Genomic DNA, 24,252 nt, shown 5'->3' with positions numbered 1-24,252 from the left:
GGGGGATGGTTGGATCGCCGCGTGTCCGACTGGCGAGGGTGGGTGCCGCGCGCGTGGTCGCTGGCGCTGGCGCTGCTCCTGCTCGGTCCGGCGCTCGGCCCCGGCCACCTGCTGACCTACGACATGGTGTGGGTGCCGGACCTCGCCGTGCGGCCCGACGTGTGGGGCGTGGGCTCCGGCCTGCCCCGGGCGGTGCCGTCGGACGCGGTGGTCGCGGTCCTCGACGAGGTCGTCCCCGGCGCGCTCCTGCAGAAGCCGGTCCTGCTCGGCGCCCTGGTCGGCGGCGGGCTCGGCGCGGCCCGCCTGGTGCCCGGCGACTCGCTCGCCGCCCGGCTGGTCGCCGTCGCGGTCTACCAGTGGAACCCCTTCGTCACCGAGCGGCTGCTGCTGGGCCACTGGCCGGTGCTGGTGGGGTACGCCGTCCTCCCGTGGGTGCTGCTCGCCGGTCGCCGCTGGCGCGAGACGGGCCGGCTGCCGGCGTCGCTGCTCGTGCTCGCGCCGCTGGGGTGCCTCAGCGCGAGCGCCGGGCTGGCGACGGCCGTCGCGCTGCTGGCGGTCGCGGCCGGCGGGCGGCGTACCGCTCCGGCCTTGGCCCTCGCGCTGGCGGCCAACCTGCCGTGGCTGGTGACCGGCGCGCTGCACGCTGTCGACGCCCGGACCGACGCGGCCGGGGCGGAGCTGTTCGCTCTCGGCCCCGACGGCGTGCTGCCGCCGCCGCTGGCCGCGCTCGTGCTCGGCGGCGTGTGGAACGGCGAGGTCGTGCTGCCCTCCCGCGATGGCGTGCTCGCCTGGCTGGGCCTGGTGGTGCTCGTCGTGCTGGCGGCGGCGGGTGCCCGTCGCTGGGTCCGCACGAGCGCCCGGCGCGACGTCGTCGCGCTGGTGCTGTGCTGGGCGGTCGGCCTGGTGCTCGCGCTGCTGACCTGGGCCGCCCCCGACGCGGTCGGCTGGCTCGCCGCGCACGTGCCCGGCGCGGGCCTGGTGCGCGACGGGTCCCGGCTGCTCGTGCTGTGTGCCCCGCTGGTCGCGGTGCTCGCGGGTTGTGGCGCGGCCGCGCTGCTGGCCCGTGCCGCCGGCCCGACGACCGGCACCACACCCCGGGTCGTGCTCGCCGGCGTGCTCGCCGCCGCGCCGGTGACGCTGATGCCCGACGCCGCGCTCGGCCTGTCCGGCCGCCTCGAGCCCACCACCTACCCCGCGTCGTACGCCGCGGCGCGCGACGCCGTGGACGGCGCCGGGCCGGGTGACGTGCTCGCGCTGCCGCTGTCCAGCTACCGCCAGCCGTGGTGGAACCACGACCGCAAGGTGCTCGACCCGCTGCCGCGGCACCTGCCGCGCGACGTGGTCGCCAGCGACGAGCTGGTGGTCTCCGACGTCACCGTCGCGGGCGAGGACCCGCGCGTCCGCGAGGCGGCCGCGGCGCTCGCGGCGCCCACGCCGGGGGAGCGGGCCGACCGGCTGGCGGCGCTCGGGATCGGCCTGGTCGCGCTCGACCGGCTCGCTCCGGGGACGGCCCCGGCGGTCGCCGGCGAGGTGCTGCTCGACACCGAGGAGCTGCTGGTCGTGGAGCTTCCCGGAGCGGTGGACCGGCCGGTGCGGACCTCGTGGGTGGTCGCGGCGGTGCTCGCCTGGACGACGTGGCTGGCGGTGGTCCTGGGAGCGCCGGGGCTCGCCCTGGCCCGGGCGCTGCGCGGCCGCCGGAGACGCCCCGAGACAGCGCCCGGAAGGGGGCCGGAGACAGGGCCGGAGACATCGACGTGACGGATGTCTCCGAAATGCAACACCCGGACCTCGGCGCTGTTACGGTTCTGGCCGAACCTAGGGAGGGGTTTTCAACGTGGGAAGCATCCTGAGCACCTTCGGTGCCCTGGCCATCGGCGGCATCGTCGCCTCGGCCACGATCGTGGGCGTCGTGTCGTCGCAGACCAGCCCCAGCGGTGAGTCGCCGGCGAACGTCAACCAGCCGGTCATCCAGTACGGCTCCGAGAGCTGACCCCAGCCCTCACGCTCGTCAGCCGCGCCCGCGTCGCCGTCCTCGGCGGCGTCGGCGCGGGGCGAGCACCTCGTCAGGGTCCTCCGGGTCCTGGCTGTCGATCCTCGTCCCGTTGAGCGCGGCGAGGACGACCAGCGCGAACGACTGCTGGGCGTGCTGCCAGGTGTAGGCGTGGCTCATCTCGCGCGCCCCCTTGCCGAGCCGATCGCGCTCCTCGTGGTCGCGCAGCAGCAGCCCGAGCGCGGCCGTGAGCTCCTCGGGGGTGTCGACGAGCAGCCCCGAGCGGTGGTCGGCCACCGACTCCTGCGTGCCGCCGGCGGACCGGTAGGCGACCGTCGGGGTGCCGTGCATCCCGGCCTCGCCGATGACCAGGCCCCACCCCTCCTTCAGCGAGGGCAGCGCCAGCACCCACGCCCGCTCGTAGACCTCGTGCTTGCGCGCCTCGTCGACGTGCCCCTCGAGGACGACGGTGTCGCCGGCGCCCCGGGCGCGGGCGTACTCCTGCAGCTCGGCCTCCCACCAGCCGCCGCCGACCACGTGCAGGCGCAGGTCGGGGTGCTCCGCGCGCAGCTCGAGCGCCGCGTCGATCGCGTGCTCCACCTGCTTGTGCGGCACAAGGCGGCCGACGACGGCGATCGTCGGGGTGGGGGAGGCGCCGGGGTCGACGGGCACGACGGGGTCGGTGCCGTTGTGGACGACCGCGACCCGGGGGCCGCGCACGCCCAGCTCGCGCAGCTCGGCGCGCGTGGCGCGCGAGACCGCGACGTACTGGCAGTGGCGGTAGAGCCACGGCGCGAGCCGTCGCTCGATCCACCACCCGACGCGGCCGGTGAGCCCGCGGTAGACGACCGGCCACTGCTCGCGGTGCACGTGGTGGACCAGCACGACGACCGGCTTGCGGGTCACCAGCCGGCTGAAGAACGGCAGGCCGTTCTGCACGTCGACGACGACGTCGACCGGTCCCTGGCCACGGCGGGCCAGCTCGCCGGAGGCGAGGGCGCGCATGCCGGCGGGGTAGACGGAGAGCTTGGAGCCCCGGCGCACGAAGCGGATGCCGTCGACGACCTCCTCGGGCGGAGCGGCCGCGTGGGCGGCGCAGAAGATCGTCACCCGGCAGCCGCGCTCGACGAGACCGGCGGCCATCTTCTCCAGGTAGCGCTCGGCGCCGCCGCCCTCGGGGTTGCGCGTGTCGCGCCAGCTGAGGAAGGCGACGTGCCTGCCGCGCAGGGCCTCGAGGGCCTCCGTCGATCCGTCTCCCACGCTTCGCACCCGGGCGAAGGTACCAGTGGGTAAGGTTCCGGCGTGCCGAGCCAGACCCCGCCCGTGACCGCTGCCCGGCGGCGGCCCTGGAAGGCGACGCTGCGTCGCTCGGTGCGCCTGTTCGGCGAGTTCCGGCACGAGCAGGACGATCCGGCGCGGTTCTACACCGCGCTGGCCGAGGACTCCGCCGACCAGCTCGCCACCTACGCCCCGCTCGACGGCGCGGTGCTCCTCGACGTCGGCGGGGGGCCGGGCTACTTCCGCGACGCGTTCCGCGCCGCGGGGGCGACGTACTGGGCCCTCGACGCCGACGTCGGCGAGCTCTCCGGCCTCGGCGGCATCGCCTCCGGCACGGTTGTCGGCAGCGGGATGGAGCTGCCGTTCCGCACCGGCTCGGTCGACGTCTGCTACTCCTCCAACGTCCTCGAGCACGTGCCCGACCCGTGGCGGATGGCCGACGAGATGGTGCGCGTGACCCGCCCCGGCGGCACGGTCTTCATCTCCTACACGCTCTGGTACGGCCCCTGGGGCGGCCACGAGACCGCGCCCTGGCACTTCCTCGGCGGGCGGCGGGCGCGCCGCAGGTACACCGCGAAGCACGGCCACGAGCCGAAGAACAAGTACGGCGAGTCGCTCTTCGCCGTGACCACCGGCGCGGGCCTGCGCTGGGCGCGGGCGCAGCAGCAGCTCGGCGTGGCCGAGGTCGTCGACCTCACCCCCCGCTACAACCCGCGCTGGTCGCGGTTCCTGCTGCGCGTGCCGCTCGTGCGCGAGGTGGTGACGTGGAACCTCGTGATCGTCCTGCGCAAGCGATGAGCACGAGCAGCGACCCGGCGAGCGGCCCCGCTGCCAGCTCGGCCGGGACCTTCCGGTTCCGCCTGCTGGCCGCGTGCGTGGTGCTGGTCGGCCTGGCCTTCGTCCAGGACCCCGGCCTGCTCGCCGCCGACACCAAGCTCGACCTCGCGCTCGCGCCGGCCGACTGGCTCGCGCGCGCCCTGCACCTGTGGGACGCCGAGGGCGCCTTCGGCCAGCTGCAGAACCAGGCCTACGGCTACCTCTGGCCGATGGGGCCGTTCTTCCTGCTCGGCTGGCTGGTCGACCTGCCGGGCTGGGTGGTCCAGCGGCTCTGGCAGGGCCTGGTCATGTCCGTGGCCATGGTCGGCACGGCCAAGGTCGCCCGCGCGCTCGGCGTCCGCTCCGACCTGGCCTGCCTGCTCGCCGGCTTCGCCTTCGCGCTCTCGCCGCGCCTGCTGACCACGCTCGGGCCGATCTCGATCGAGGCCTGGCCGAGCGCGCTGGCCCCCTGGGTGCTCCTGCCGCTGGTGCGCGGCGCCACGCAGGGTTCCCCCCGCCGTGCCGCGGCGCTCTCGGCCCTCGCGGTCGCGATGGTCGGCGGCGTCAACGCGGCGGCGACCTTCGCGGTCCTCCCGATGGGCATCGTCTGGATCCTGACCCGCACCGGCGGTGCCCGGCGGCGGTCGCTGATGCTGTGGTGGCCGCTCTTCACCGCGCTCGGGACGCTGTGGTGGCTGGTGCCGCTGTTCGTGATGGGCGCCTACAGCCCGCCGTTCCTCGACTTCATCGAGACCACGACGGTGACGACGTTCCCGACGACGATCTTCGACGCGCTGCGCGGCACCTCCAACTGGGTGCCGTACGCCGACGGCGGGTCGCGTGCCGGCAACGACCTGCTCCGCACCTCCTGGGTCCTCGTGCTGAGCGGGGTGCTGCTGCTCCTGGGGGCCGCCGGCCTGCTGGACCGCCGGACCCCGCACCGGGCGTTCCTCGGGCTCTCGCTGCTGGTCGGTGTCCTCATGGTCACCGCCGGCCACCGCGGCGCGGTCGAGGGCTGGTTCGCCGCCCCGTTGGCCGACCTGCTCGACGGCGTGCTGGCGCCGCTGCGCAACGTCCACAAGTTCGACCCGGTGGTCCGGCTGCCGCTCGTGCTCGGCCTGGCCTTCGTCGTCGACCGGCTGCTCGTCGCGCTCCGCGAGCAGCGCGACGCGCCGCGCGCCGACCGCTTCAACCAGCGGGTGCTGGTCGCCGCCGCCGTCCTCGCCGTCATCGGCTGCGCGGCCCCGGCGGTCCAGGGGCGGGTGGAGCCCGCCGGCGCGACGCTGGGCGTCCCGGACTACTGGCAGGAGACCGCCGACTACGTCGCCGCGGAGTCCGCGGGCGGCACGGCGCTGCTGGTCCCCGGGTCGCCGTTCGGCCAGTACCTGTGGGGCGACACGGCCGACGAGCCGATGCAGTGGCTCGCCGACTCGCGCTGGGCGGTCCGCAACGTCATCCCGCTGACCCCGCCGGCCACGATCCGGATGCTCGACGGCCTCGAGCGGCGCCTGGCCGAGGGCGACGGCTCCCCGGGCCTGACCGCCGCGCTCCAGCGCGCCGGCGTCGAGCACCTGGTGGTCCGCAACGACATCGAGCGCTCCGACGACGTGCCCGACCCGGTGCTGGTCCACCAGGCCATCGAGGCCTCGCCCGGCATCGAGCGGGTCGCCGGTTTCGGCCCGCCCGTCGGTGGCGACGCCCACCTGCGCGACGACCAGCAGCGGGTGCTGGTCAACGGCGGCTGGCAGGCCGAGCGCGCCGCCGTCGAGGTGTACGCCGTGGGGTCGCCGTCCGCGGCCCCGGCCGCGGTCTCCGGTGGCGCGCCGACCGTGCTGGTCGGTGGGCCCGAGGACCTGCCCGACCTGCTCGACCTCGACGACGTGCTCGGCGACGGCCCCGCGGTGCTGGCGCCCGACGCCGACTCGGAGGCGTCGCCGGACGGCGACCCGGGCCGGGTCGTGCTGACCGACGGCCTGCGCGAGCGCGAGCGCTCCTTCGCGCGCATCCACGACGGCTACTCCGCGGTGACGACCCCCGGCGACGTGCGCCGCGAGGACCGCCCCGTGACGGACTACCCGCTCGACGACATGGACCGCTGGACGACGAAGGCCCGGCTGGTCGGCGCCGCGGCGCTCTCGGCGTCGTCGTCGATGTCCGACGGCGGCACCACCGGCGGCAGCGAGCGGGGCCGGCTGCCCTACGCCGCGCTCGACGGCGCGCCCGACACCGCCTGGGACTCCGGCTTCGCCACCGAGGGCCTGGCCTGGTGGCGCGTCGACCTCGACGAGCCGCTGGAGGTCGAGGAGCTGACGGTCACCGCGGCGCGCCACGACGGCCGCCAGCGGCTCCGCGTCGTCACCGACCACGGGGCCAGCGACCCGGTCGAGCTGAGCCCCGGCGGCACCCGCCGGGTGCTGCTCCCCGACGGCGAGGACGGCAGCACCGCGGTGACCTGGCTGCGCGTCGAGGCGGCCGGCGGTCCCTCGACCGAGCGGCTCTCCGTCGCCGAGGTCGACGTGCCCGGCCTGGACGTGCGGCGCGTGCTCGACCTGCCGACGGTCCCCGAGGAGTGGGGCGCCCCCGACGTGGTCGCGCTGCGCGCCGACCTCGACGGCCGCACCGGCTGCGCGGAGGTCTCCCTCCAGGACCGGTGCGCCGCCGGCCGCGAGCGCACGGGGGAGGACGGCCCCGTGGTGCGTCGCGCGTTCACGCTCCCCACCCCGGCGGCGTACGACGTGTCCCTGACCGCGCGGCCCCGTGCCGGCGCGGCCCTCGACGCGCTCGTGCTTAACGACCAGCCCGCCGGCGCGGTGGCCGGCTCCCTGGCGCTGCCCGACCCCCGCGCCGGGGCGGTCGCGGCGATCGACGGCGACCCCTCCACGACCTGGCTGGCCGATCCCACCGACGACCAGGTCGAGCTGCGGCTGTCGTGGCTCGGGCGGCGCCTGGTGACCGGCCTCGACCTCGACGTCGACGCCGACGTCGCGGCGCGGCTGCCCGACCGGGTGCTGCTGACCTTCACCCGCGCCGGGCGCACCGTCGAGCTGCGCGAGGTCGAGCTCGGCCGCGACGGCCGGGCCGCCTTCCCGGGCGTGCGGGCCGACGGCCTGACCGTCCAGGTGGTCTCCGCCGAGCCGGTCTCCGACCTCGGGTTCGACGGCTCGTCGGCCCTGGTGCCGGTCGGCATCGGCGACGTCTCCGTGACCGGCGTGCCGTTCCTCCCGCTCGGGCTCACCGACCGGGCGGTGAGACGCCCGTGCGGCTCGGGCCCGGACCTGCGGGTCGGTTCGCGGCTGCTCCGCACCGCCGTCACCGCCTCCGCCCTCGAGCTGCTCCAGGGCGCCGAGGTCCCGGCCGAGGTCTGCGGCCCGGGATCCACCGGCCCGCTGCCGCTCGCCGCCGGCACCGCCGAGGTCGCGGCCGAGCGCAGCGACGCCTTCGACGCGGCCACCGTCGTCCTGACCTCGACCACCGCGGACGCCCCCGCTGCCGCCCCGAGCCCCGCGACCACCGAGGGCGGCGCGGGCACCGGCAGCCCGGTCACCCGCTCGCTCCAGCCCGCCCCGGGCGACACGCTCGTCGTGCTGCGGGAGAACGCCAACGCGGGCTGGGTCGCCACCCAGGACGGCGAGGCGCTCGAGCCGGTCGTGGTCGACGGCTGGCAGCAGGGCTTCCGGCTGGCCGGCGACGGACCGGTCGAGGTGCGCTTCGCCCCCGACCGGACCTACCGGCTCGGCCTGCTCGGTGGAGCGGTCGCGCTGGTCGGCCTGCTCGTGGTGGTCGCGCTGACCCGCCGGCGCTGGTCGGGTCCGGTCCCGCCGCCGCTGGCCGACCGCCGGGTCCCGGCGGTGGTCGCGGGCGGGCTCGCGCTCGCCGGGGCCGGCCTGGTCGCCGGCACGGTCGGCCTCGTCGTCGGCGCGCTGACGACCGGCGCGCTGGTGCTGCTCGGCCGGAAGGCGCCCGAGGTGGCGCCGTGGGTGCTCGCGCTGCCGCTGCTGGCCGCCGCGGCGGCGTACGCCGCGACCCCGTGGGGGAGCAGCGCCGGCTGGGCCGGGGACGACGCCTGGGTGGGCTACCTGGCGCTGGTGCCGTTCGTCGCGGTGGTCGCCTCGGTCGGCTCCGCCCGGGTGCGCCGGGGCGGCACCAGGCGCTTCAGCCGCATCGCCGGGACCTCGAGCAGCCGGTAGCCGACCTCGGCGGCCACCAGGCTGCCGACGAGGGCGAGCACCAGGATCTGCGGCCCGTGGCCGCCGAAGATCGGCCAGTCCATGACCGCCATCACCCCGTGCAGCACGAGCAGGTGGAAGGCGAAGAGGCTGTAGGAGACCAGGCCGAGCCGGCGCGCGACGGGGTGGCCGAAGGCGCGGCCGAAGCCGCTGCGCTCGTCGGCCATGACGCCGGGCAGCACCAGCAGCAGCCCGATGGCGGTGTAGAGCAGGTTCTTGGTCAGCGACTCGGTGGTCGTCGGCGCGACCAGCACGGTCGGCCCCGCCAGCGGCGTCGCGGCGACCAGCAGCAGGCCGCCTGCGAGCGCCCAGCAGGCACCCGCCTGGCGACCCGGCGCGAGCAGGCGCGCGGCCGTCACACCCCCGCGGGTGGCCAGCACGTGCACCAGCGCCAGGCCGATGCCGGCGGCGAACCAGGTCAGGTAGCCCGGGAGCCACTGCCCGGTCGCCCCGCCGGTCCAGGTGTCGGCCCAGTCGGCCCCGTGCAGGTGCCACCAGACGGTGACGGCGCTCATCGCCGCCAGCACGGCGACCACCCGCGGCGTCGACAGGCGACGGCCGCGGCCGGTCGCGGCGAGCATGAGCAGCGGCAGCAGCAGGTAGAAGCAGACCTCGACCGCGAGGCTCCACATGTGCGTGAGGCCGTCCGGCGGCAGCGGGTCGACGAAGGTGTTGCCCATCAGCAGGGTCGTCACCCACGCGCCGACGCCGAGGTCGGCGTTGTCCTCGATGAGCAGCAGCGCCAGCACCGCCGCGACGACGTACACCGGCGTGATCCGCAGCAGGCGCCGCCACAGGTAGCTGCGCGTCGAGGGCCGGGGGAGCGCCACGGCCGCGCGGGCGAGGTAGGGGCGCGAGAGCAGGAAGCCCGAGAGCACGAAGAAGACCGCGACGCCGACGTCGAGCCGCGAGAGCAGCGTGCCCCAGAAGCCGTGCCGGCCGTAGTCGCCGGACCAGAAGGCCACGTGCGTGGTCAGCACCGCCAGCGCCCCGACCGCCCGCAGCGCGTCGAGCGCGGGGAAGCGGGGAGCGGTGCTGGTGTCGAGCTCGACGGGCGCCGCCGCGACGGTGGTCATGCGTCCTCCTCCGGCTCCGCCTGGCCGACGACCAGGGCGTCCACGCACAGCGTGACACCCGGGTCGAGGCCCTCGAGCCTGATCGTGTCGAAGTCGTCGTCGGGCACGACCCGGACGAAGACCGTGCCGAGCCCGCTGACCAGGTCGGCGGTCGTGCTCGTGCCGCCGGCCTCGACGCGCAGGGCGGTGTCGGCGGAGACGAGGTAGTCGATCTGCACCCACCAGCCGATCGCGAGCGCGGGGCCGGGCAGCGGGATGTCGCGACCGGGCTCCCGGACCCGCCAGCCGCACCCCGGCACCGGCCCGGGCGCCGCCTCGAGGGCGTCGTCGACCTGCGCCGGCACGATGGTGCCGTCCTCGCGCAGCACGTGGAGCCGCTCGGTGCTGTCGGGGAACTGGGCGACCCCGCTGAGCATCGGCAGCAGCACCGAGAGCGAGTTGTACGGCGGTCCGAACGCGCCGCTGACGTCGGAGGCCAGCGCCTGGTCGGCCAGGTCGAGCGACGAGACCCCCTCGAGCTCCTCGATCGCGCCGCCGAGCATCACCTTGCCGGGGTGGTCGTCGTGCCACACCCGGGCGTAGGCCCACGAGCTGGCCAGCCCCGAGCCGGCGACGAGCACCGTCGCGGCCGCCACCAGCCGGCGCCCGGGCACCTTGGTCAGCAGCGGCTCGGCGCGCGTGCGGCTGGGCTGCGCCGCGCCGACCAGGCCCATCGAGGCCAGGCCCAGGCAGAGCACCAGGGCGCAGGCGGCGTCGGTGAGGTAGCGGTACTCCGTGCCGGCGACCGACCCGACGACCTGCGCCCGTGTGGTCAGCAGCAGCACGAAGTCACCGGCGAGGTACGCCGCCAGCAGGACCCACGCGCGCCAGGTGCGCTCGCGCCGCAGCGCGAGCCCCGCGACCACCAGCGCGATGACCGTCCAGGAGACGTGGACCGACCACTCCGGGGGCGTCGCCCGGGCAACCGGCGCGATGTCGGTGGTCCAGTGCCACGGACCGCCGAGCACGCCGGTGGTGAAGGAGTCCCCGAGCATCCGGTGCGCGAGCTCCCAGGCGCCGACGGGCCGCTCGTCGGAGGAGATCTGCGGGACGCGCAGCACGTAGTAGACGAGGAACGCCGCGCCGCCGGCCAGCCCGGAGAGCACGGCGGGCCAGTAGGCGCGCACCACGGTGAGCACGCGGCGCACGGGACCGCCGGTGGCGAACCAGCCGAGTGCCAGGAATGCCAGCACCGGGAAGACCAGCAGCGTCTTGACGTAGCAGCACAGCCCGAAGCCGAGGATCACGAGGGTCACGGCCAGCCAGCGGAGCCTGCGGGTGCGCAGGTAGTGCACCCAGGCCGCGACGGCGGCGAAGACGACCGCCTGGAGCGGGACCTGGTTGAGCGCGGCGGCCCACCACATCATCGCGGGCATGGTCACCGCGGTGGTCAGGTAGAGCGCGAGCGGGACCAGGATCCCTGGGCGGGTGCCGAAGAGCGTGACGAGCATCCACACGCAGCACGCGCTCGCCGCGGCCGTCATCGCCAGGCTGGTGGCGGCCAGCAGCGGCCAGCTGAGCTGGTCGCTCGTCGACGCCACCCAGGCCAGGAAGCGGCCCCACGGCATGAACTGCGCGGCGTACGGCTCGACGAGCTGCCCGGCCGAGAGGCCGTCGGCGGCCGTGGCCTCGTCGACGAGCTGGTAGTCGTCGCCGTAGAAGAAGCCGCCCGCGAGCGCCCACGCGCGGAAGCCCAGCTGGGCCAGCACCATCGCGACCGCCGCGCCGAGCACGACGCCCGGGCCGTCGAGAGGTCGCCGGGTGCGGCCGCCGATGGCCCGCGCTCGTCTGATCAGTCCCCGCACGCGGCGAAGTCTGCCCGTCGGGCGCGGCCGCGGACGAAGTACGGCGGGTTTTCGTCGAAACCGTGCACAGTTCCTGTGACGCGCGTTACGTTCACGGTCGATGACTTTCCTGGGGAGGGAATGCGGTGCGAAAGATTGCTGGACGCGTGTTGATCGCCATCGGCGGTTTCTTGGTGGTGGCGGGGCTGCTCACCACGACCTGGGCCCCGGGGGTGGTGAAGAAGACGCCGGTCGACGTCGACCAGACGACGCGCCTCGACGGCGAGGCGACGAAGCTCGGGGAGACCTTCCCGGTCAACGTCACCAGCATCACCAAGGCCGACAGCGAGGCCTCGACCGACGACACGACCGTCTGGGTCAACACCTCGTGCGTGGTCGACGCGTCCGGCGGTGACGTCCCCGCCTGCGTCGACGGCGAGGACGAGCGCCTCGTGTCGGCGACGATGGGCACCTTCGCCACCGACCGCGTCACCGCGCTGGGCCGCGACCACGAGAACCTGCCGGCCGGCACCACGCCGTACGAGGGCATCGTCAACAAGTTCCCCTTCGACACCGAGAAGAAGGACTACCCCTACTGGGACGGCACCCTCGGTCGCACCGTCGACATGGCGTTCGTCGAGGAGACCGAGATGGACGGCCTGACCGTCTACCACTTCGCCTCCAGCGTCGTGGACGAGGCGATCGAGGTCGCCGAGGGCACGCCCGGCACCTACAGCCAGGCGGTCGACATCTTCGTCGAGCCCGTCACCGGTGCGGTCGTCAACCAGGAGCAGTCCCAGCAGCGCTTCCTCGAGGACGGCACCCAGGTGCTCGACCTCAACGTCTCCTTCACCGAGGACCAGCTCGCCACCAGCATCACCGAGGCCAAGGACAACGCCGCCAGCCTCACCCTGATCACCGAGACCGTCCCGCGGATCGGCTTCATCGGCGGCGCGGTCGCGCTGGTCCTCGGCGCGCTGCTGCTGCTCGTCGGCCGGCCCCGCCCGGCCGCGAGCCCGCGCGCCGCGGCGATGCCCGCCTGACCCACCTCGACGCCAGCTCCTGAGCCGGTCGGGCCCTCGGCCCGGCCGGCTCAGGCGCGCGTGGCGCCGAAGATCGCGGTGCCGGGCGTCAGCCGGCCGCGCACCTGCGACCAGCCGCCCCAGACCCGGTCGTGCCCGGCCGGCCACTCCGGCTCGAGCAGGTCGGTGAGGACGAACCCGGCGCCGGCCAGCACCGCGACCCAGTCGCCCAGGGTGCGGTGGTGCTCGACGTACGACACCTCACCGGAGGCGTCGTCCACCTCGACGTACGGCGTGCGGTCCCAGTAGGACTGGCTCGCCACCAGCCCGGCCTCGCCGGGGTCGTCGGCGAACATCCACCGCGTGGGGTGGGTGATCGAGAACGCGTAGCGGCCACCGGACCGCAGCACGCGGGCGGTCTCGGCGACCGCCACCTCCAGGTCGCTGACGAACTGCAGCGCGCCGAAGGAGGAGAAGACGACGTCGAACGACGCGTCGCGGAACGGCAGCGCGGTCGCCGTCGCCCGCACCGACGGGACGACCACGCCGGTCTGGTCGTCGATGCGGCGTGAGTGCTGGAGCTGGCGCATCGACAGGTCCAGCCCGACGGCCCGGCCGCCCTGGGCGCGGACCCACCGCGAGCACTGCCCGGCGCCCGACCCGACCTCGAGCACGTCGCGGTCCCGGACGACGCCGAGGACGCCGGCCTCGGTCTCGGTGAACCCCTCCGGCCCCCACACGAAGCCGACGTCGCCGAGGAACTCCCCGTGCGTGGCCTGGTACTCGTCGGCGTACCGGTCCCAGTCGGGCCCGTTCGCCCGCCGCGACTCGGCCTCGTCGACGGCGCGCCGCTCCACCCGGACCGGGGGCAGCGGCGGGTGGTGCCGGGAGTCCGGGGCGCCCGGGTCGCCGTCCCGGTTGTCCGGACGGGTGCCGGCCCCCTCCGGGCCCTGGCCGCTCATGCGGGCCCCGCGCCGAGCGCGCGACGTCGGTTGAGCGGCAGCCGCCCGGCGAGCTCGCCGAGCGGGCCGACCGCGCGGCCGAGGGAGTCCACGGAGTCCGACAGCGAGGGGATGAGCCCCGCGAGCTCCTGGAGCCGCGGCTGGATGGTCTCGAGCGTCTCGCCCAGCGCAACGAGCTGGTCGAGCGTGCCGCCGTCGGCGACCAGCTTCTCGACGAAGCCGTCCTCGGTCAGCACCCGGTCGGCCAGCCCCCCGGGCGCGAGCACCCGGTCGAGCACGCCGCCCTCGGCGGTCAGCCGGTCCAGCGCGCCGCCGGCCGCGAGCAGCCGGTCGAGCGCGCCGCCCTGGGCGGCCAGCTGGTCCAGCGGACCGCCGTCGGCCAGGAGCCGCTCGAGCGCGCCGCCGTCGGCCAGCAGCCGCACGAGCGGGCCGTCCTCGGCCAGCAGCCGGTCCAGCACGCCGTCGCGCTGCACGAGCCGGCCCAGCGGGCGGTCGGGTGCGAGGAGGTCGGCCAGGGCGCCGGCCAGCCGCATGGGTCCGTCCTCGTCCGCGAGCAGGCGCGTGAGCTGCGCGGCGTACCCCTCGTCGCCGATGACGCGCAGCAGCAGGTCGGCGTAGCCGCCCGGTCGGCGCAGGGGCCCGTCGGGGGCGGCCAGGCGGCCGAGCTGGAGCGTGGTCTGCGTGGCCGCGGCGGTCAGCCGGACGGGCAGGGTCGCGGCGCCGACGAGGGCGGGCAGGAGGGCCATGCCGGGCAATCTAGCGGCGCGTCGTCGGCCGGCCGAGCACCGGGAAAGGCGAAGCGGGCGCGGACCCTGAGGTCCGCGCCCGCCCCCGCCCCGCCAAGGTGCGGTCGGCTCCCGGTCAGCCGCTCCTGCGAGCGCCCTGCCGGGGGTTCTTCGGCCAGGAGCCCGGATCGAGCGGGTCGCTGCCCGCACGGACCTCCTTGCCGTCGTTCTGGCCACCGTTGTCGGTGTCGCGGTCGCACGGGTTGGTCTTGTACCTGCGGACCTCCGCGCCGTCCTTGAGCCCGTCGCGGTCGGTGTCGGCCCGCTTCGGGTTGGTCGGGCACTTGCCGTAGCGCTTGTTGGCCGAGCCGGTGACCTCCTGCTTGTCGGTCAGCCCGTCCTTGTCGGTGTCCTTCTTGCGCGGGTTGGTCTTGAGGTTCTTGACCTCGCGCCCGTCGCCGAGACCGTCCTTGTCGGTGTCCTTCTTCAGCGGCTTGGTCTTGGTCTGCTTGACCTCGCGACCGTCGTTGAGGCCGTCGTTGTCGGTGTCCTTGTCCAGCGGGTCGGTCCGGGTGCCGTTCACCTCTCGGCCGTCGCGCAGGCCGTCACCGTCGGTGTCCGGGTCCAGCGGGTCGGTGTCGTGGGTGTTGACCTCGGCGCCGTCCTGGAGCCCGTCGCCGTCGGTGTCGGGGTCGAGCGGGTTGGTGCCCGCGGCGACCTCCTCGGCGTTGTCCAGGCCGTCCCGGTCGGGGTCGCCGGCGTTGACCGGGTTGTCGTCGGTCGGGTCGAGCGGGTCGGTGCCGGCCTCGACCTCGGCGCCGTCCTCGACGCCGCCGTTGTCGGTGTCGGCGTCCTTCGGGTCGGTGCCCGCCTGCTCCTCCTGGCCGTCGGTCAGCCCGTCGTCGTCGGTGTCGGCGTTGTTCGGGTCGGTCCCGGCATCGGTCTCGTCGCCGTCGCTGACCCCGTCGTCGTCGGAGTCCGGGTCACGAGGGTCGGTCGGCTCGTTGCCGAAGGCGTCGTTCTCCGAGCCGGAGGTCTCCTCGCCGTCGCTCAGGCCGTCCCCGTCGGTGTCGACCCGGGCGATGTCGTCGCTCGGGTCACGCGGGTTGGTGCCGTTGCGCACCTCGACGCCGTCGATCACGCCGCCGTCGTCGGTGTCGGCGTCGTTGGGGTCGGTCGGCGCCGCGTTGAACTTCCCGTTGGCGGAGCCGCTGGTCTCCTGCCCGTCGCCGAGGCCGTCGTTGTCGGTGTCGGCGTCGTTGGGGTCGGTCGGCCGGCCGCCGAAGGCACCGTTGGTCGAGCCGCTGGTCTCCTGGGCGTCGGTCAGGCCGTCGCCGTCGCGGTCGTTCTGGCCGGCCGGCGGGGTGACGCTGAGGTCGTCGGCGGGCACGTCGCGCGGGTTGGTGCCGTTGGCGACCTCCTGGCCGTCGCTGACGCCACCGTTGTCGGTGTCGACGTCGCGCGGGTCGGTCCGGTAGGTCGTGACCTCCTGGCCGTCGGTCAGGCCGTCGTCATCGGTGTCGGCGTCGTTCGGGTTCGTGCCGAGCTGGACCTCGCGGCCGTCGCTCAGCCCGTCGTCGTCGCTGTCGGCGTCGGTCGGGCTCGTGGGCCGGTTGCCGTAGAGGCCGTTGGCCGAGCCGCTGGTCTCCTGGGCGTCGGTCAGCCCGTCACCGTCGGTGTCGGTGGTGGGGTTGTCGTCCCGGGCGTCCTTCGGGTTGCTGCCGCGGCCCACCTCGGTCCCGTCGTCGACGCCGCCGGCGTCGGTGTCGCGGAGGAGGGGGTCGGTGGTCAGCTGCACCTCACGGCCGTCGTTCAGCCCGTCGCCGTCGGTGTCGCCGCGCAGCGGGTCGGTGCCCCGGGTGACCTCCTGGCCGTCGGTGAGCCCGTCGTCGTCGGTGTCGGGGTCGTTGGGGTCGGTGCCGATCTGCACCTCGCGACCGTCGTTCAAGCCGTCACCGTCGGTGTCGGGCTTGGTGGGGTCGGTCTTGCCGTCGGGGTTGCCGGGCGCGGGGAAGGGGTTCTTGCTCCCGCTGTTCTCCTCGGCGTCGGTCAGGCCGTCCTTGTCGGTGTCCTCGGTGCCGGCCTCCGTGCCGCAGTCGAAGCCGCCGGCGACGTTCGTGGCGGAGACCTGCATGGGGAAGAGGTCGACGTCGGCCACGGTGATTCCGCTGCCGCCCAGCAGGCCGGGGAGCAGCTCGAGCTCGAGGTCCAGCAGGCTGGCCTGTGCCTGCACCGACGTGCCGTCGGCCGAGATCGTCTGGGTCTGCTCGCCCAGCGACAGCTCGAGCCGCAGCAGCGGGTTGCCCGGCACGGGCAGGCTGAACGGCACGCCGGGGGCGAGCGGCTGGACCTGCTGGCCCGCCGCGCCGATGGTGACGACCGGGCGGTCGTAGGTGACCGTCGACGTGCCGGCGGTGCCGGTCGCCCGCGCGGTCAGCCGTGGGGCGCTCGCCACGCCGACCCTGAGGTTGGCGCCGAGCAGGCGCAGGTCGACGGCGGAGCCGATGGCCTCGGCGACGACGGTGCGCCGGCTGCTGCCCTGGCCGGCCGGCTCGAAGCGGGTGGACTGCTCGAGGCCGACGGTGCCGGGGACCTCGACGAGCGCCCCGACGACGGGGATGTCGAGCACGGCGGCGTCAGCGGTGCGGATCGAGGAGCGCGACACGTCCGGGACGCTCGGCAGGCACTGGCCGCCGGTCCCGAGGCGGGCGCGGGCCGACGCGTTGGAGACACCGAGGGTGAGCACGCCGGGCAGCGAGCTGGTCGGCACGATGCTCGCGGTGTCGGGGGCGGTGTTGTCCGGCGGCGCGGCCTGCTCGGCCTCGGCCAGGAGGCCCGGCAGCTGCTGGCCGAGCAGGGCGGCGTCGAGGTTCGCGGCCCGCGCGGTCACGCGGGGCGTCCCGGTGCCGACGGTGCCGCGCACCGGGCCGAGGCCCAGGTCGACGGCCCGGAAGCCGGCGACGCCGAGCACGTCGGCGTGGAGGATCTCGGCGGTGACCGCGGAGGTCACCCCGCCGGGGACGGGGAGGGGTGCGGCCGTGGCGGCGGGGGCCGCGACGACCGAGAGGGAGAGGGCGGCTGTCGAGAGTCCGACGGCGGCCCCGAGGGCACGCTTGAGCAAGGGATGTCTCCTGTGGCGGGGTCCGGGGGGACGGTGCTCGCGCGCCAGGGAACGCCGTGCCGCAAGGGGCAGGACGTGGACGAGGGAGCACCGGGCGAGGGGCGGACCGGCGTCGCAGGCAGGGGGTGCGTGCGGGGCGGGGCAGCACGTCGCTCGAGGGGGTCGTACCCGGCCGGGGACCGGGTATGCACTGACCGTACCGCCGCGGGGCGGCCGGAGTTGGCTCCGTCTCGCGCGGCGGCGTACGCTGGCTGTCGCGCCAGAGGTCTGCCTGCGTCCCGGACGGAGTGGACCCTCGCTCGCTATCAGCCCGACCTGCCGCTCCGCGGCTCCCGGGCACGACACCACCGGTAGTGAAAACGGCCTTCCGCGCGCGTCCGCACGACTTCTGCCCACCCAAGGATCTGTCTCTACATGACGAGCACCATCTCCACTCTTCCGGACTACGACGCGCCCCAGGTGGCGGTCAACGACATCGGGTCCGAAGAGGACTTCCTCGCCGCGATCGACGCGACCATCAAGTACTTCAACGACGGTGACATCGTCGCCGGCACCATCGTCAAGGTCGACCGCGACGAGGTCCTCCTCGACATCGGCTACAAGACCGAGGGCGTCATCCCCTCGCGCGAGCTGTCGATCAAGCACGACGTCGACCCCTCCGAGGTCGTCGAGGTCGGCGACGAGGTCGAGGCCCTCGTCCTCCAGAAGGAGGACAAGGAAGGCCGCCTGATCCTGTCCAAGAAGCGCGCCCAGTACGAGCGCGCCTGGGGCACCATCGAGCAGGTCAAGGAGGAGGACGGCGTCGTCGAGGGCACCGTCATCGAGGTCGTCAAGGGCGGCCTGATCCTGGACATCGGCCTGCGCGGCTTCCTGCCCGCCTCGCTGGTGGAGATGCGTCGCGTCCGCGACCTGCAGCCCTACGTGGGCCAGACCCTCGAGGCCAAGATCATCGAGCTCGACAAGAACCGCAACAACGTGGTCCTGTCGCGCCGTGCCTGGCTCGAGCAGACCCAGTCCGAGGTCCGCCACGGCTTCCTGACCCAGCTGCAGAAGGGGCAGATCCGCAAGGGCGTCGTCTCCTCGATCGTCAACTTCGGTGCGTTCGTGGACCTCGGCGGCGTCGACGGCCTCGTCCACGTCTCCGAGCTCTCCTGGAAGCACATCGACCACCCGTCCGAGGTCGTCGCCGTGGGCGACGAGGTCACCGTCGAGGTCCTCGACGTGGACATGGACCGCGAGCGTGTCTCCCTGTCGCTGAAGGCGACGCAGGAGGACCCGTGGCAGCACTTCGCCCGCACCCACCAGATCGGCCAGATCGTGCCGGGCAAGGTCACCAAGCTGGTGCCCTTCGGCTCGTTCGTCCGCGTCGAGGAGGGCATCGAGGGCCTGGTGCACATCTCCGAGCTGGCCGAGCGCCACGTGGAGATCCCCGAGCAGGTCGTCCAGGTCAACGACGACGTCATGGTCAAGATCATCGACATCGACCTCGAGCGTCGCCGGATCTCGCTGTCGCTCAAGCAGGCCAACGAGACCGCCACGGCTGCCGACGTCGAGGAGTTCGACCCGACGCTGTACGGCATGACCGCGACCTACGACGAGCAGGGCAACTACGTCTACCCCGAGGGCTTCGACCCGGAGACCGGCGAGTGGCTCGAGGGCTACGAGGAGCAGCGCGCGACCTGGGAGGAGCAGTACGCCAAGGCGCACGCCCGCTGGGAGGCCCACGTCAAGCAGCAGCAGGAGGCCGCCAAGGCCGAGGTCGAGGCCGGCGAGGCCACGTCGTACTCCAGCGGCGGCACCGACGAGGCTGCCAGCACCGAGGGCGGTGGCGGCGGCGGTTCGCTCGCCTCCGACGAGGCGCTGCAGGCGCTCCGCGAGAAGCTCACCGGCGGCCAGTGATCACTCGCTGATCACCCTGGTCCGCGGGTAGCACCCGCACCACGCACGAAGGCCCGGTCACCTCACGGTGACCGGGCCTTCGGCGTCCTCGGGATAGGTGTCGGTGTCACCAGCCCGAGGCTGGGGAGCGGAACTGCGGGTCCTCGAAGCGGGAGGCGGGCGGACGGGACGGCCCATGGCCGTCGTGGGTGGTGCGGCGGACGGTCTCGACGGCCAGGGCGGTCGCGACCAGCAGGAGCAGGATCAGGAAGGTCATGGCAGGAATCCTGCTCCTGTCCGGATCCTGCCACGAGTGGCAGGAATGTCAGGGTGCATTGATTTCCTGCCAACGCCTGCGGCATGATCGCCGGATGCGCAACGTGGTGGTGCTCGTCCAGGACGGGGCGGAGCCCTTCGGGCTCGGCTCGATGTGCGAGGTGTGGGCCGAGCCCTACCACCCCGACGACGACAACCCGGTCTTCGACTTCAAGGTCGCCACGCCCCGACCGGGGCGGGTGCGCGGCGCCTCCGGCTTCGACCTGCACGTCGAGCACGGGCTCGACGTGGTCGCGGAGGCCGACCTGGTGTGCGTGTGCCCGAAGCGGGACTACCTCGACCCCTCGCCGGAGGTCGCGGCCGCGGTGGCGGCGGCGTACGACCGGGGTGCGACGATCTTCGCCCACTGCACGGCCGCCTTCGTGCTGGGCGAGGCCGGCCTGCTGGACGGTCGGCACTGCACGACGCACTGGCGCCACGTCCAGGCGCTGGTCGAGCGCTTCCCCGAGGCGAAGGTCGACGCCGACGTGCTCTACGTCCACGACGGGTCGGTCGTGACCGGCGCCGGCTCCGCCGCCGGGCTGGACGCCGCGCTGCACCTGCTGCGCGAGACCTTCGGTGCGGCGACCGCGGCCGCGACGGCGCGGCGGATGGTCGTCCCGCCGCACCGCGACGGCGGCCAGGCTCAGTTCATCGCCCACGCCGTGCCGGACTGCGACGCCGAGACGCTCGGGCCGCTGCTGACCTGGATCGTGGAGCACCTGGGGGAGGACCTCGACGTGGAGACCCTCGCCCGCCGCGCGCTGATGTCGCCGCGGACCTTCGCCCGCCGGTTCCGTGCCGAGACCGGGGCCACCCCGCACGCCTGGGTCACCCGGCAGCGGGTGCTGCGCGCCGAGCAGCTGCTCGAGCGCTCGGACAAGCCGGTGGAGTGGATCGCGACCGAGGTCGGCTTCGGCAACGCCGCCACGCTGCGCCACCACTTCTCCCGCGTGCGCGGGGTCAGCCCGCAGCAGTACCGCCGCCAGTTCGCCTGCTGAGGCGGCTCGCCGGTCTCCTCAGCGCGGCAGGCGGTCGCGCAGCACCTTGCCGGTCAGCGTGCGCGGCAGCTCGTCGAGGAACGACCAGGTCTTGGGCCGCTTCGGCGGGGCCAGCCGCTCGCGGACGTACGCCGCCAGGTCGGCCTCGGTCGCGGCGCCGACGACCGCCGCGCACACCCGCTGCCCCCACTGCTCGTCGGGCACGCCGTACACCGCGACGTCCTCGACCCCCGCGTGCTCGCGCAGCACCTGCTCCACCTCCAGCGGGTAGACGTTGACGCCGCCGCTGATCACCAGGTCCTCGCGGCGCCCGTCGAGCACGAGGTAGCCGTCGTCGTCGAGCCGGCCGAGGTCGCCGACGGTGAACTCGTCGCCGTCCCACGCCGCGGCCGTCTTGTCCGGGGCGCCGTGGTAGACGAACCGGGCGAACTCCGGCACCGCGCACCAGATCGTGCCGTCCTCGGCGATCCGCAGCCGTCGGCCGGGCCGGGCGCGGCCGACGGTCCCGGGCCGCTCGAGCCACTCCTCGCCGGAGCAGACGGTGAACTGGCCCTCGGTGGAGCCGTAGAACTCCCACGTCGACCCCGGCGGGAAGACATCGAGCAGCCGCCGCTTGACCTTCTCCGGGCACGGCGCGCCGGCGTGGGCGACGAGCCGGAAGCAGGACAGGTCCGGCCAGCCGTGCTCGTCCCAGTGGGCGAAGAGCCGCTGCAGGTGCGTCGGCACGCAGAACATGGTCGTCGGCCGCTCGACCTCGATGGCCTCGGTCACCACCGCCGGGTCGAACGGTCCGGGCACGACGACCCGGCCGCCGGCGAGCGCGGTGCCCATCGCGAACCGGAGCGGTGCGGAGTGGTAGAGCGGGCTGAGCACCAGGTTGGTGTCGTCGGGGGAGAAGCCCCACAGGTCGCGCTCCTCGGCGACCAGCGCCCGCGCACCGGCCTCGTCCAGCAGCCCGCTGAAGACGCCCTTGGGGGTGCCGGTGGTCCCGCTGGTCATGTGCATCGGCCGGCCCAGCGGCAGCCCGCGGCGCGTCCCGGGGTCGACCAGCCCGGCCAGGGTGTCCTCGTCCTCGACGACCAGCGTCGGGTCCAGCCCGGCGAGGATGCGGGTGCGCTCGTGGGTGGTCAGGCGCGGGTCCAGCGGGATGGGGAAGACGCCCCGCGCGAGCAGCGAGACGACCGCGTCGAGGTACGTCGTCGAGCCCGCCACCAGGAGGGCGACCCGGTCGCCGGGTCGGAGGTCGCGGCCGGCTGGGGTGGTCACCGCGGCAGCGTAGTCATCGCGGCCGGAGGGTTCACCCGGCGCCGCCGCCGTGGCAACCTGGGGCGCGGGGCGTCGAGAGCGCGAGGAGGCCGTCGTGACGGCTGAGGAGACCCAGGACGAGCCGGGGCGGGCCGACGACCCGGACTCGGTCTACATCACGGTGCGCCGGGCCTTCCCCGTGCTCGGGTCGGTGCGCGTGCGCAAGCGGGCGCTGACGGCGATCTCGCACGCCCTGGAGCAGGAGATCGCGAGCCGCGTGCGGAAGCCGGTGCTCTTCGGGGGGTTCCAGACCGACCGGTTCCTGGCGCCCGCGCTCTCGCGCTGGGAGCAGCTCGCGGAGGTGGCGCGGGCCTGTGTCGTCTTCGTCGACCCCGGGGGCCGGCCGGTCGCGACCGACGGCGTCGAGGTGGCCGCCATCGACCCCGCCGCCCCGCTGCGCGAGGAGTGGCTGGTCGTGTGCGACGACGACGCGTTCGCCTGCGTGCTGTCGGCCTGGGAGATCCCGGGCCTGGAGCTCGACGACGACGGCGACCGCATCTTCGACCTGGTGTGGAGCGTGGAGCCCGAGCCCACCCGGGTGGCGGCCCGCACCTGTGCCCGGCTGGCCCACCAGGCCGGCGCCCCGGGGGCCGACCGGCTGGTGGCGGAGCTGGCGGCCGAGCCGGCCGCGCAGACCAACGTGCGCACGACGTGGCAGGTGGCGACCCGGGTGCTCGCCTACCTCGGCGGCGCTCCGGGCGAGGGGGCCGCGCTGCGCCACCCCTGGCCCACCTGAGCCGGTCCTGCGGGGTCCGCGAGCGCCCGCGGCCGGTGCGGACGGGGTCGGTGCGGTGACGTACGTTGGCGCCCATGCGTGTGGGACTCACCGGCGGCATCGCCTCGGGCAAGAGCACGGTGTCGGCGATCCTGGTCGAGCTCGGCGCGGTCCTCATCGACGGTGACGCGCTGGCCCGCGAGGTGGTCGAGCCCGGGACACCCGGCCTGCAGCAGGTCGTGGACGCGTTCGGGACCGGCGTGCTGACCGCCGACGGCGACCTCGACCGGCCGGCGCTCGGCGCGATCGTCTTCGCCGACGAGGCGCGGCGCAAGGAGCTCGAGGCGATCATCCACCCGCTGGTCTTCGAGCGGATCGTGGAGCTGGAGGCGTCGGCGACGCCCGACGACCTCGTCGTCCACGACATCCCGCTGCTCGCCGAGTCCGGCCGCGCCCCGACCTTCGACGCCGTCGTCGTCGTCGACGTCCCGGTCGAGACGCAGGTCGAGCGGATGCTGACCCAGCGCGGCATGACCCGCGAGGACGCCGAGGCCCGGGTGCGGGCGCAGGCGACCCGCGAGGACCGGCTGGCGATCGCCACCCACGTCATCGACAACACCGGCACGCTCGAGGACCTCCGCCGCCGCGTGCTGGAGGTCCACGCCGACCTCACCGGGCCGGCCGCGTGAGGCGGCGTACGACGGCCCTGCCCGCGCTCGCGGTCACGGCCGTGCTGGCGCTCGGCGCCTGCTCCGGCTCGTCCACGTCCGCCGGCGGGCCTGGGGGCACGACGACCGGGCAGCCGTCGGCGGGCGCGAGCACGAGCGCGTCCGCGCCCGCGGCCGACCCGGCCGCGCCCACCGGGTGGGGTCCCACCGAGGGTGAGCTGGCGGAGGCGCGGGAGCTCGTCGCCGGGTGGGACGCGGCGCAGCTGGCCGGTCAGGTGATCGTCGGCCGGTTCCAGGGTGCCGACCCGGCCGAGGCGGCCGCACTGGTCCGCGACCTGCACCTGTCCGGCCTGTGTGTGACGGCCGGCAACGTCGTCGACGCCGACCAGGTCCGTGCGCTCAACGCCGCGGTCAGCGAGGCGGTGGCGGCCGACGGCCGCGAGGTCCCGGCGCTGCTGGGCGTGGACCAGGAGGGTGGCTCGGTGAGCCACCTGCGGGGGATCGCGACGGAGTTCCCGTCCTTCGCCCACGCCGGGGCTGCCGTCGCCCAGGGGCGCGAGGGCCGCGACATCGTTCGTCGGGCGGCCGAGACGACCGGCCTGGAGCTGCGCGACCTCGGCTTCACCTGGGTCTTCGCCCCGGTCGCGGACGTGACCGTCGGTGCCGCCGACCCGACCATCGGCACCCGGTCGCCGTCGACCGACCCCGAGCTCGCGGCGGCCGCCGTGCGCGCGGCCGTCGAGGGCTACAACGCCGCCGGCGTCGTCTCGACGACCAAGCACTTCCCGGGCCACGGATCGGTGACCGCCGACAGCCACGAGTCGCTGCCGGTGCTCGGCCGGACGGCCGAGGAGCTGGCCGCCACCGACCTGCTGCCCTTCGAGGCGGCGGTCGAGGCCGGGGCGCCGGCGATGATGATCGGCCACCTCGACGTGGAGGCGATCGACCCGGGCGTGCCGTCCAGCCTCTCGGCGCCGGTCTACGACTTCCTGCGCGACGACGTCGGCTTCGAGGGCGTCACGATCACCGACTCCCTCGGCATGGGAGCGGTGATGGGGCGGGAGAAGCCGGCCGTCACCGCGCTCAACGCCGGGGCCGACCTGCTGCTCATGCCGCCGGACACGCGCCACACCCACGCCGTCGTGACGGCCGCGATCGAGTCGGGCGAGGTCACGCGGGAGCGGGCCGAGGAGGCCGCGGCGATGGTCGTCGCGCTGCAGACGTGGCAGCAGCGGGTCGCCGACGAGGTGCCGGTGCCCCCAGACGCCGACGAGCTCGCGGGAGAGGCCTCCCGCGAGCTCGACGCGACGTACTAGGCGGTCCGGACCCCG

General features: G+C 74.9%; 18 protein-coding genes. 10 read left to right on the top strand and 8 right to left on the bottom strand.

Translation table 11 applies throughout. From position 1 onward, the window contains the following. Window positions 1-21 precede the first annotated feature (21 nt). The gene (locus QWY29_RS17280) at window positions 22-1,758 is read left to right on the top strand and encodes an MmpA family trehalose lipid delivery protein (protein ID WP_300962349.1); all 1,737 of its coding nucleotides are present in this window, start codon (window positions 22-24) and stop codon (window positions 1,756-1,758) included. A 76-nt stretch (window positions 1,759-1,834) separates the two neighbouring features. Beyond that, window positions 1,835-1,990, top strand: coding sequence for a hypothetical protein (locus QWY29_RS17275; RefSeq protein ID WP_300962348.1), 156 nt, complete (start codon window positions 1,835-1,837; stop codon window positions 1,988-1,990). A gap of 18 nt (window positions 1,991-2,008) precedes the next feature. On the opposite strand, the gene QWY29_RS17270 is transcribed toward QWY29_RS17275, so the two are convergent. Continuing rightward, complete coding sequence (locus QWY29_RS17270; protein WP_300962346.1) at window positions 2,009-3,259, bottom strand: glycosyltransferase family 4 protein; 1,251 nt, start codon at window positions 3,257-3,259, stop codon at window positions 2,009-2,011. Between the two features lie 33 nt (window positions 3,260-3,292). Here QWY29_RS17270 and QWY29_RS17265 point away from each other — a divergent pair, with 33 nt between their 5' ends. Further along, entirely contained in the window at window positions 3,293-4,066 is a 774-nt protein-coding gene (locus QWY29_RS17265; RefSeq protein ID WP_300962344.1) for a class I SAM-dependent methyltransferase, read from the top strand. Continuing rightward, entirely contained in the window at window positions 4,063-8,271 is a 4,209-nt protein-coding gene (locus QWY29_RS17260; RefSeq protein ID WP_300962343.1) for an alpha-(1->3)-arabinofuranosyltransferase domain-containing protein, read from the top strand. Before QWY29_RS17265 ends, QWY29_RS17260 begins: the two co-directional genes overlap by 4 nt. Here QWY29_RS17260 and QWY29_RS17255 read toward each other — a convergent pair. Next, entirely contained in the window at window positions 8,157-9,386 is a 1,230-nt protein-coding gene (locus QWY29_RS17255) for an acyltransferase family protein (protein WP_300962342.1), read from the bottom strand. The genes QWY29_RS17260 and QWY29_RS17255 overlap by 115 nt on opposite strands. Beyond that, a complete protein-coding gene (locus tag QWY29_RS17250) occupies window positions 9,383-11,230 on the bottom strand; it encodes a hypothetical protein (RefSeq protein WP_300962341.1) in 1,848 nt (615 codons plus the stop codon). The genes QWY29_RS17255 and QWY29_RS17250 overlap by 4 nt, the downstream gene beginning before the upstream one ends. Window positions 11,231-11,376: 146 nt before the next feature. Here QWY29_RS17250 and pgfA point away from each other — a divergent pair, with 146 nt between their 5' ends. Next, complete coding sequence (gene pgfA, locus QWY29_RS17245) at window positions 11,377-12,252, top strand: cell envelope lipid trafficking protein PgfA (protein ID WP_300962339.1); 876 nt, start codon at window positions 11,377-11,379, stop codon at window positions 12,250-12,252. Window positions 12,253-12,302: 50 nt separating this feature from the next. Here the strand turns inward: pgfA and QWY29_RS17240 are convergent, their stop codons facing one another. The 3 genes from QWY29_RS17240 to QWY29_RS17230 all read right to left on the bottom strand — a co-directional run bounded on the left by QWY29_RS17240 (window position 12,303) and on the right by QWY29_RS17230 (window position 17,039). Further along, a complete protein-coding gene (locus QWY29_RS17240; RefSeq protein ID WP_300962338.1) occupies window positions 12,303-13,193 on the bottom strand; it encodes a class I SAM-dependent methyltransferase in 891 nt (296 codons plus the stop codon). After that, entirely contained in the window at window positions 13,190-13,939 is a 750-nt protein-coding gene (locus QWY29_RS17235; protein ID WP_300962336.1) for a hypothetical protein, read from the bottom strand. Before QWY29_RS17235 ends, QWY29_RS17240 begins: the two co-directional genes overlap by 4 nt. A 115-nt stretch (window positions 13,940-14,054) precedes the next feature. Then, on the bottom strand, window positions 14,055-17,039 hold the full coding sequence (locus QWY29_RS17230) for a hypothetical protein (RefSeq protein WP_300962335.1): 2,985 nt from the start codon (window positions 17,037-17,039) through the stop codon (window positions 14,055-14,057). A gap of 414 nt (window positions 17,040-17,453) precedes the next feature. Between QWY29_RS17230 and rpsA the strand changes: the two genes are divergently transcribed. After that, a complete protein-coding gene (gene rpsA, locus QWY29_RS17225; RefSeq protein WP_300962334.1) occupies window positions 17,454-18,938 on the top strand; it encodes a 30S ribosomal protein S1 in 1,485 nt (494 codons plus the stop codon). Between the two features lie 106 nt (window positions 18,939-19,044). Here the strand turns inward: rpsA and QWY29_RS17220 are convergent, their stop codons facing one another. Beyond that, a complete protein-coding gene (locus QWY29_RS17220; RefSeq protein ID WP_300962332.1) occupies window positions 19,045-19,194 on the bottom strand; it encodes a hypothetical protein in 150 nt (49 codons plus the stop codon). A 94-nt stretch (window positions 19,195-19,288) separates the two neighbouring features. Between QWY29_RS17220 and QWY29_RS17215 the strand changes: the two genes are divergently transcribed. Next, window positions 19,289-20,233, top strand: coding sequence for a GlxA family transcriptional regulator (locus QWY29_RS17215; protein ID WP_300962331.1), 945 nt, complete (start codon window positions 19,289-19,291; stop codon window positions 20,231-20,233). Between the two features lie 18 nt (window positions 20,234-20,251). On the opposite strand, the gene QWY29_RS17210 is transcribed toward QWY29_RS17215, so the two are convergent. Then, complete coding sequence (locus QWY29_RS17210) at window positions 20,252-21,499, bottom strand: class I adenylate-forming enzyme family protein (RefSeq protein WP_300962330.1); 1,248 nt, start codon at window positions 21,497-21,499, stop codon at window positions 20,252-20,254. Window positions 21,500-21,593: 94 nt separating this feature from the next. Here QWY29_RS17210 and QWY29_RS17205 point away from each other — a divergent pair, with 94 nt between their 5' ends. The 3 genes from QWY29_RS17205 to QWY29_RS17195 all read left to right on the top strand — a co-directional run bounded on the left by QWY29_RS17205 (window position 21,594) and on the right by QWY29_RS17195 (window position 24,237). After that, window positions 21,594-22,274 (top strand): DICT sensory domain-containing protein, encoded by a 681-nt coding sequence (locus QWY29_RS17205; protein WP_300962329.1) that lies wholly within the window; start codon window positions 21,594-21,596, stop codon window positions 22,272-22,274. A 74-nt stretch (window positions 22,275-22,348) separates the two neighbouring features. Then, window positions 22,349-22,942 (top strand): dephospho-CoA kinase, encoded by a 594-nt coding sequence (gene coaE / locus QWY29_RS17200; RefSeq protein WP_300962328.1) that lies wholly within the window; start codon window positions 22,349-22,351, stop codon window positions 22,940-22,942. Further along, complete coding sequence (locus tag QWY29_RS17195) at window positions 22,939-24,237, top strand: glycoside hydrolase family 3 N-terminal domain-containing protein (protein WP_300962327.1); 1,299 nt, start codon at window positions 22,939-22,941, stop codon at window positions 24,235-24,237. Before coaE ends, QWY29_RS17195 begins: the two co-directional genes overlap by 4 nt. Window positions 24,238-24,252: the final 15 nt, after the last annotated feature.

It is taken from the genome of Nocardioides abyssi, from assembly GCF_030412915.1.
Taxonomy (GTDB): Bacteria; Actinomycetota; Actinomycetes; order Propionibacteriales; family Nocardioidaceae; genus Nocardioides; species Nocardioides abyssi.
Note: the sequence above shows the minus strand (reverse complement) of the source record. Positions and strands in the feature narration are given on the sequence as shown.

Excerpts from the sequence above, each read along its gene's own strand:
- QWY29_RS17260 (WP_300962343.1), top strand. The coding sequence starts at position 4,063 with ATGAGCACGAGCAGCGACCCGGCGAGCGGCCCCGCTGCCAGCTCGGCC.
- QWY29_RS17255 (WP_300962342.1), bottom strand. The coding sequence starts at position 9,386 with ATGACCACCGTCGCGGCGGCGCCCGTCGAGCTCGACACCAGCACCGCT.
- QWY29_RS17240 (WP_300962338.1), bottom strand. The coding sequence starts at position 13,193 with ATGAGCGGCCAGGGCCCGGAGGGGGCCGGCACCCGTCCGGACAACCGG.
- QWY29_RS17235 (WP_300962336.1), bottom strand. The coding sequence starts at position 13,939 with ATGGCCCTCCTGCCCGCCCTCGTCGGCGCCGCGACCCTGCCCGTCCGG.
- rpsA (WP_300962334.1), top strand. The coding sequence starts at position 17,454 with ATGACGAGCACCATCTCCACTCTTCCGGACTACGACGCGCCCCAGGTG.
- QWY29_RS17220 (WP_300962332.1), bottom strand. The coding sequence starts at position 19,194 with ATGACCTTCCTGATCCTGCTCCTGCTGGTCGCGACCGCCCTGGCCGTC.
- QWY29_RS17215 (WP_300962331.1), top strand. The coding sequence starts at position 19,289 with ATGCGCAACGTGGTGGTGCTCGTCCAGGACGGGGCGGAGCCCTTCGGG.
- coaE (WP_300962328.1), top strand. The coding sequence starts at position 22,349 with ATGCGTGTGGGACTCACCGGCGGCATCGCCTCGGGCAAGAGCACGGTG.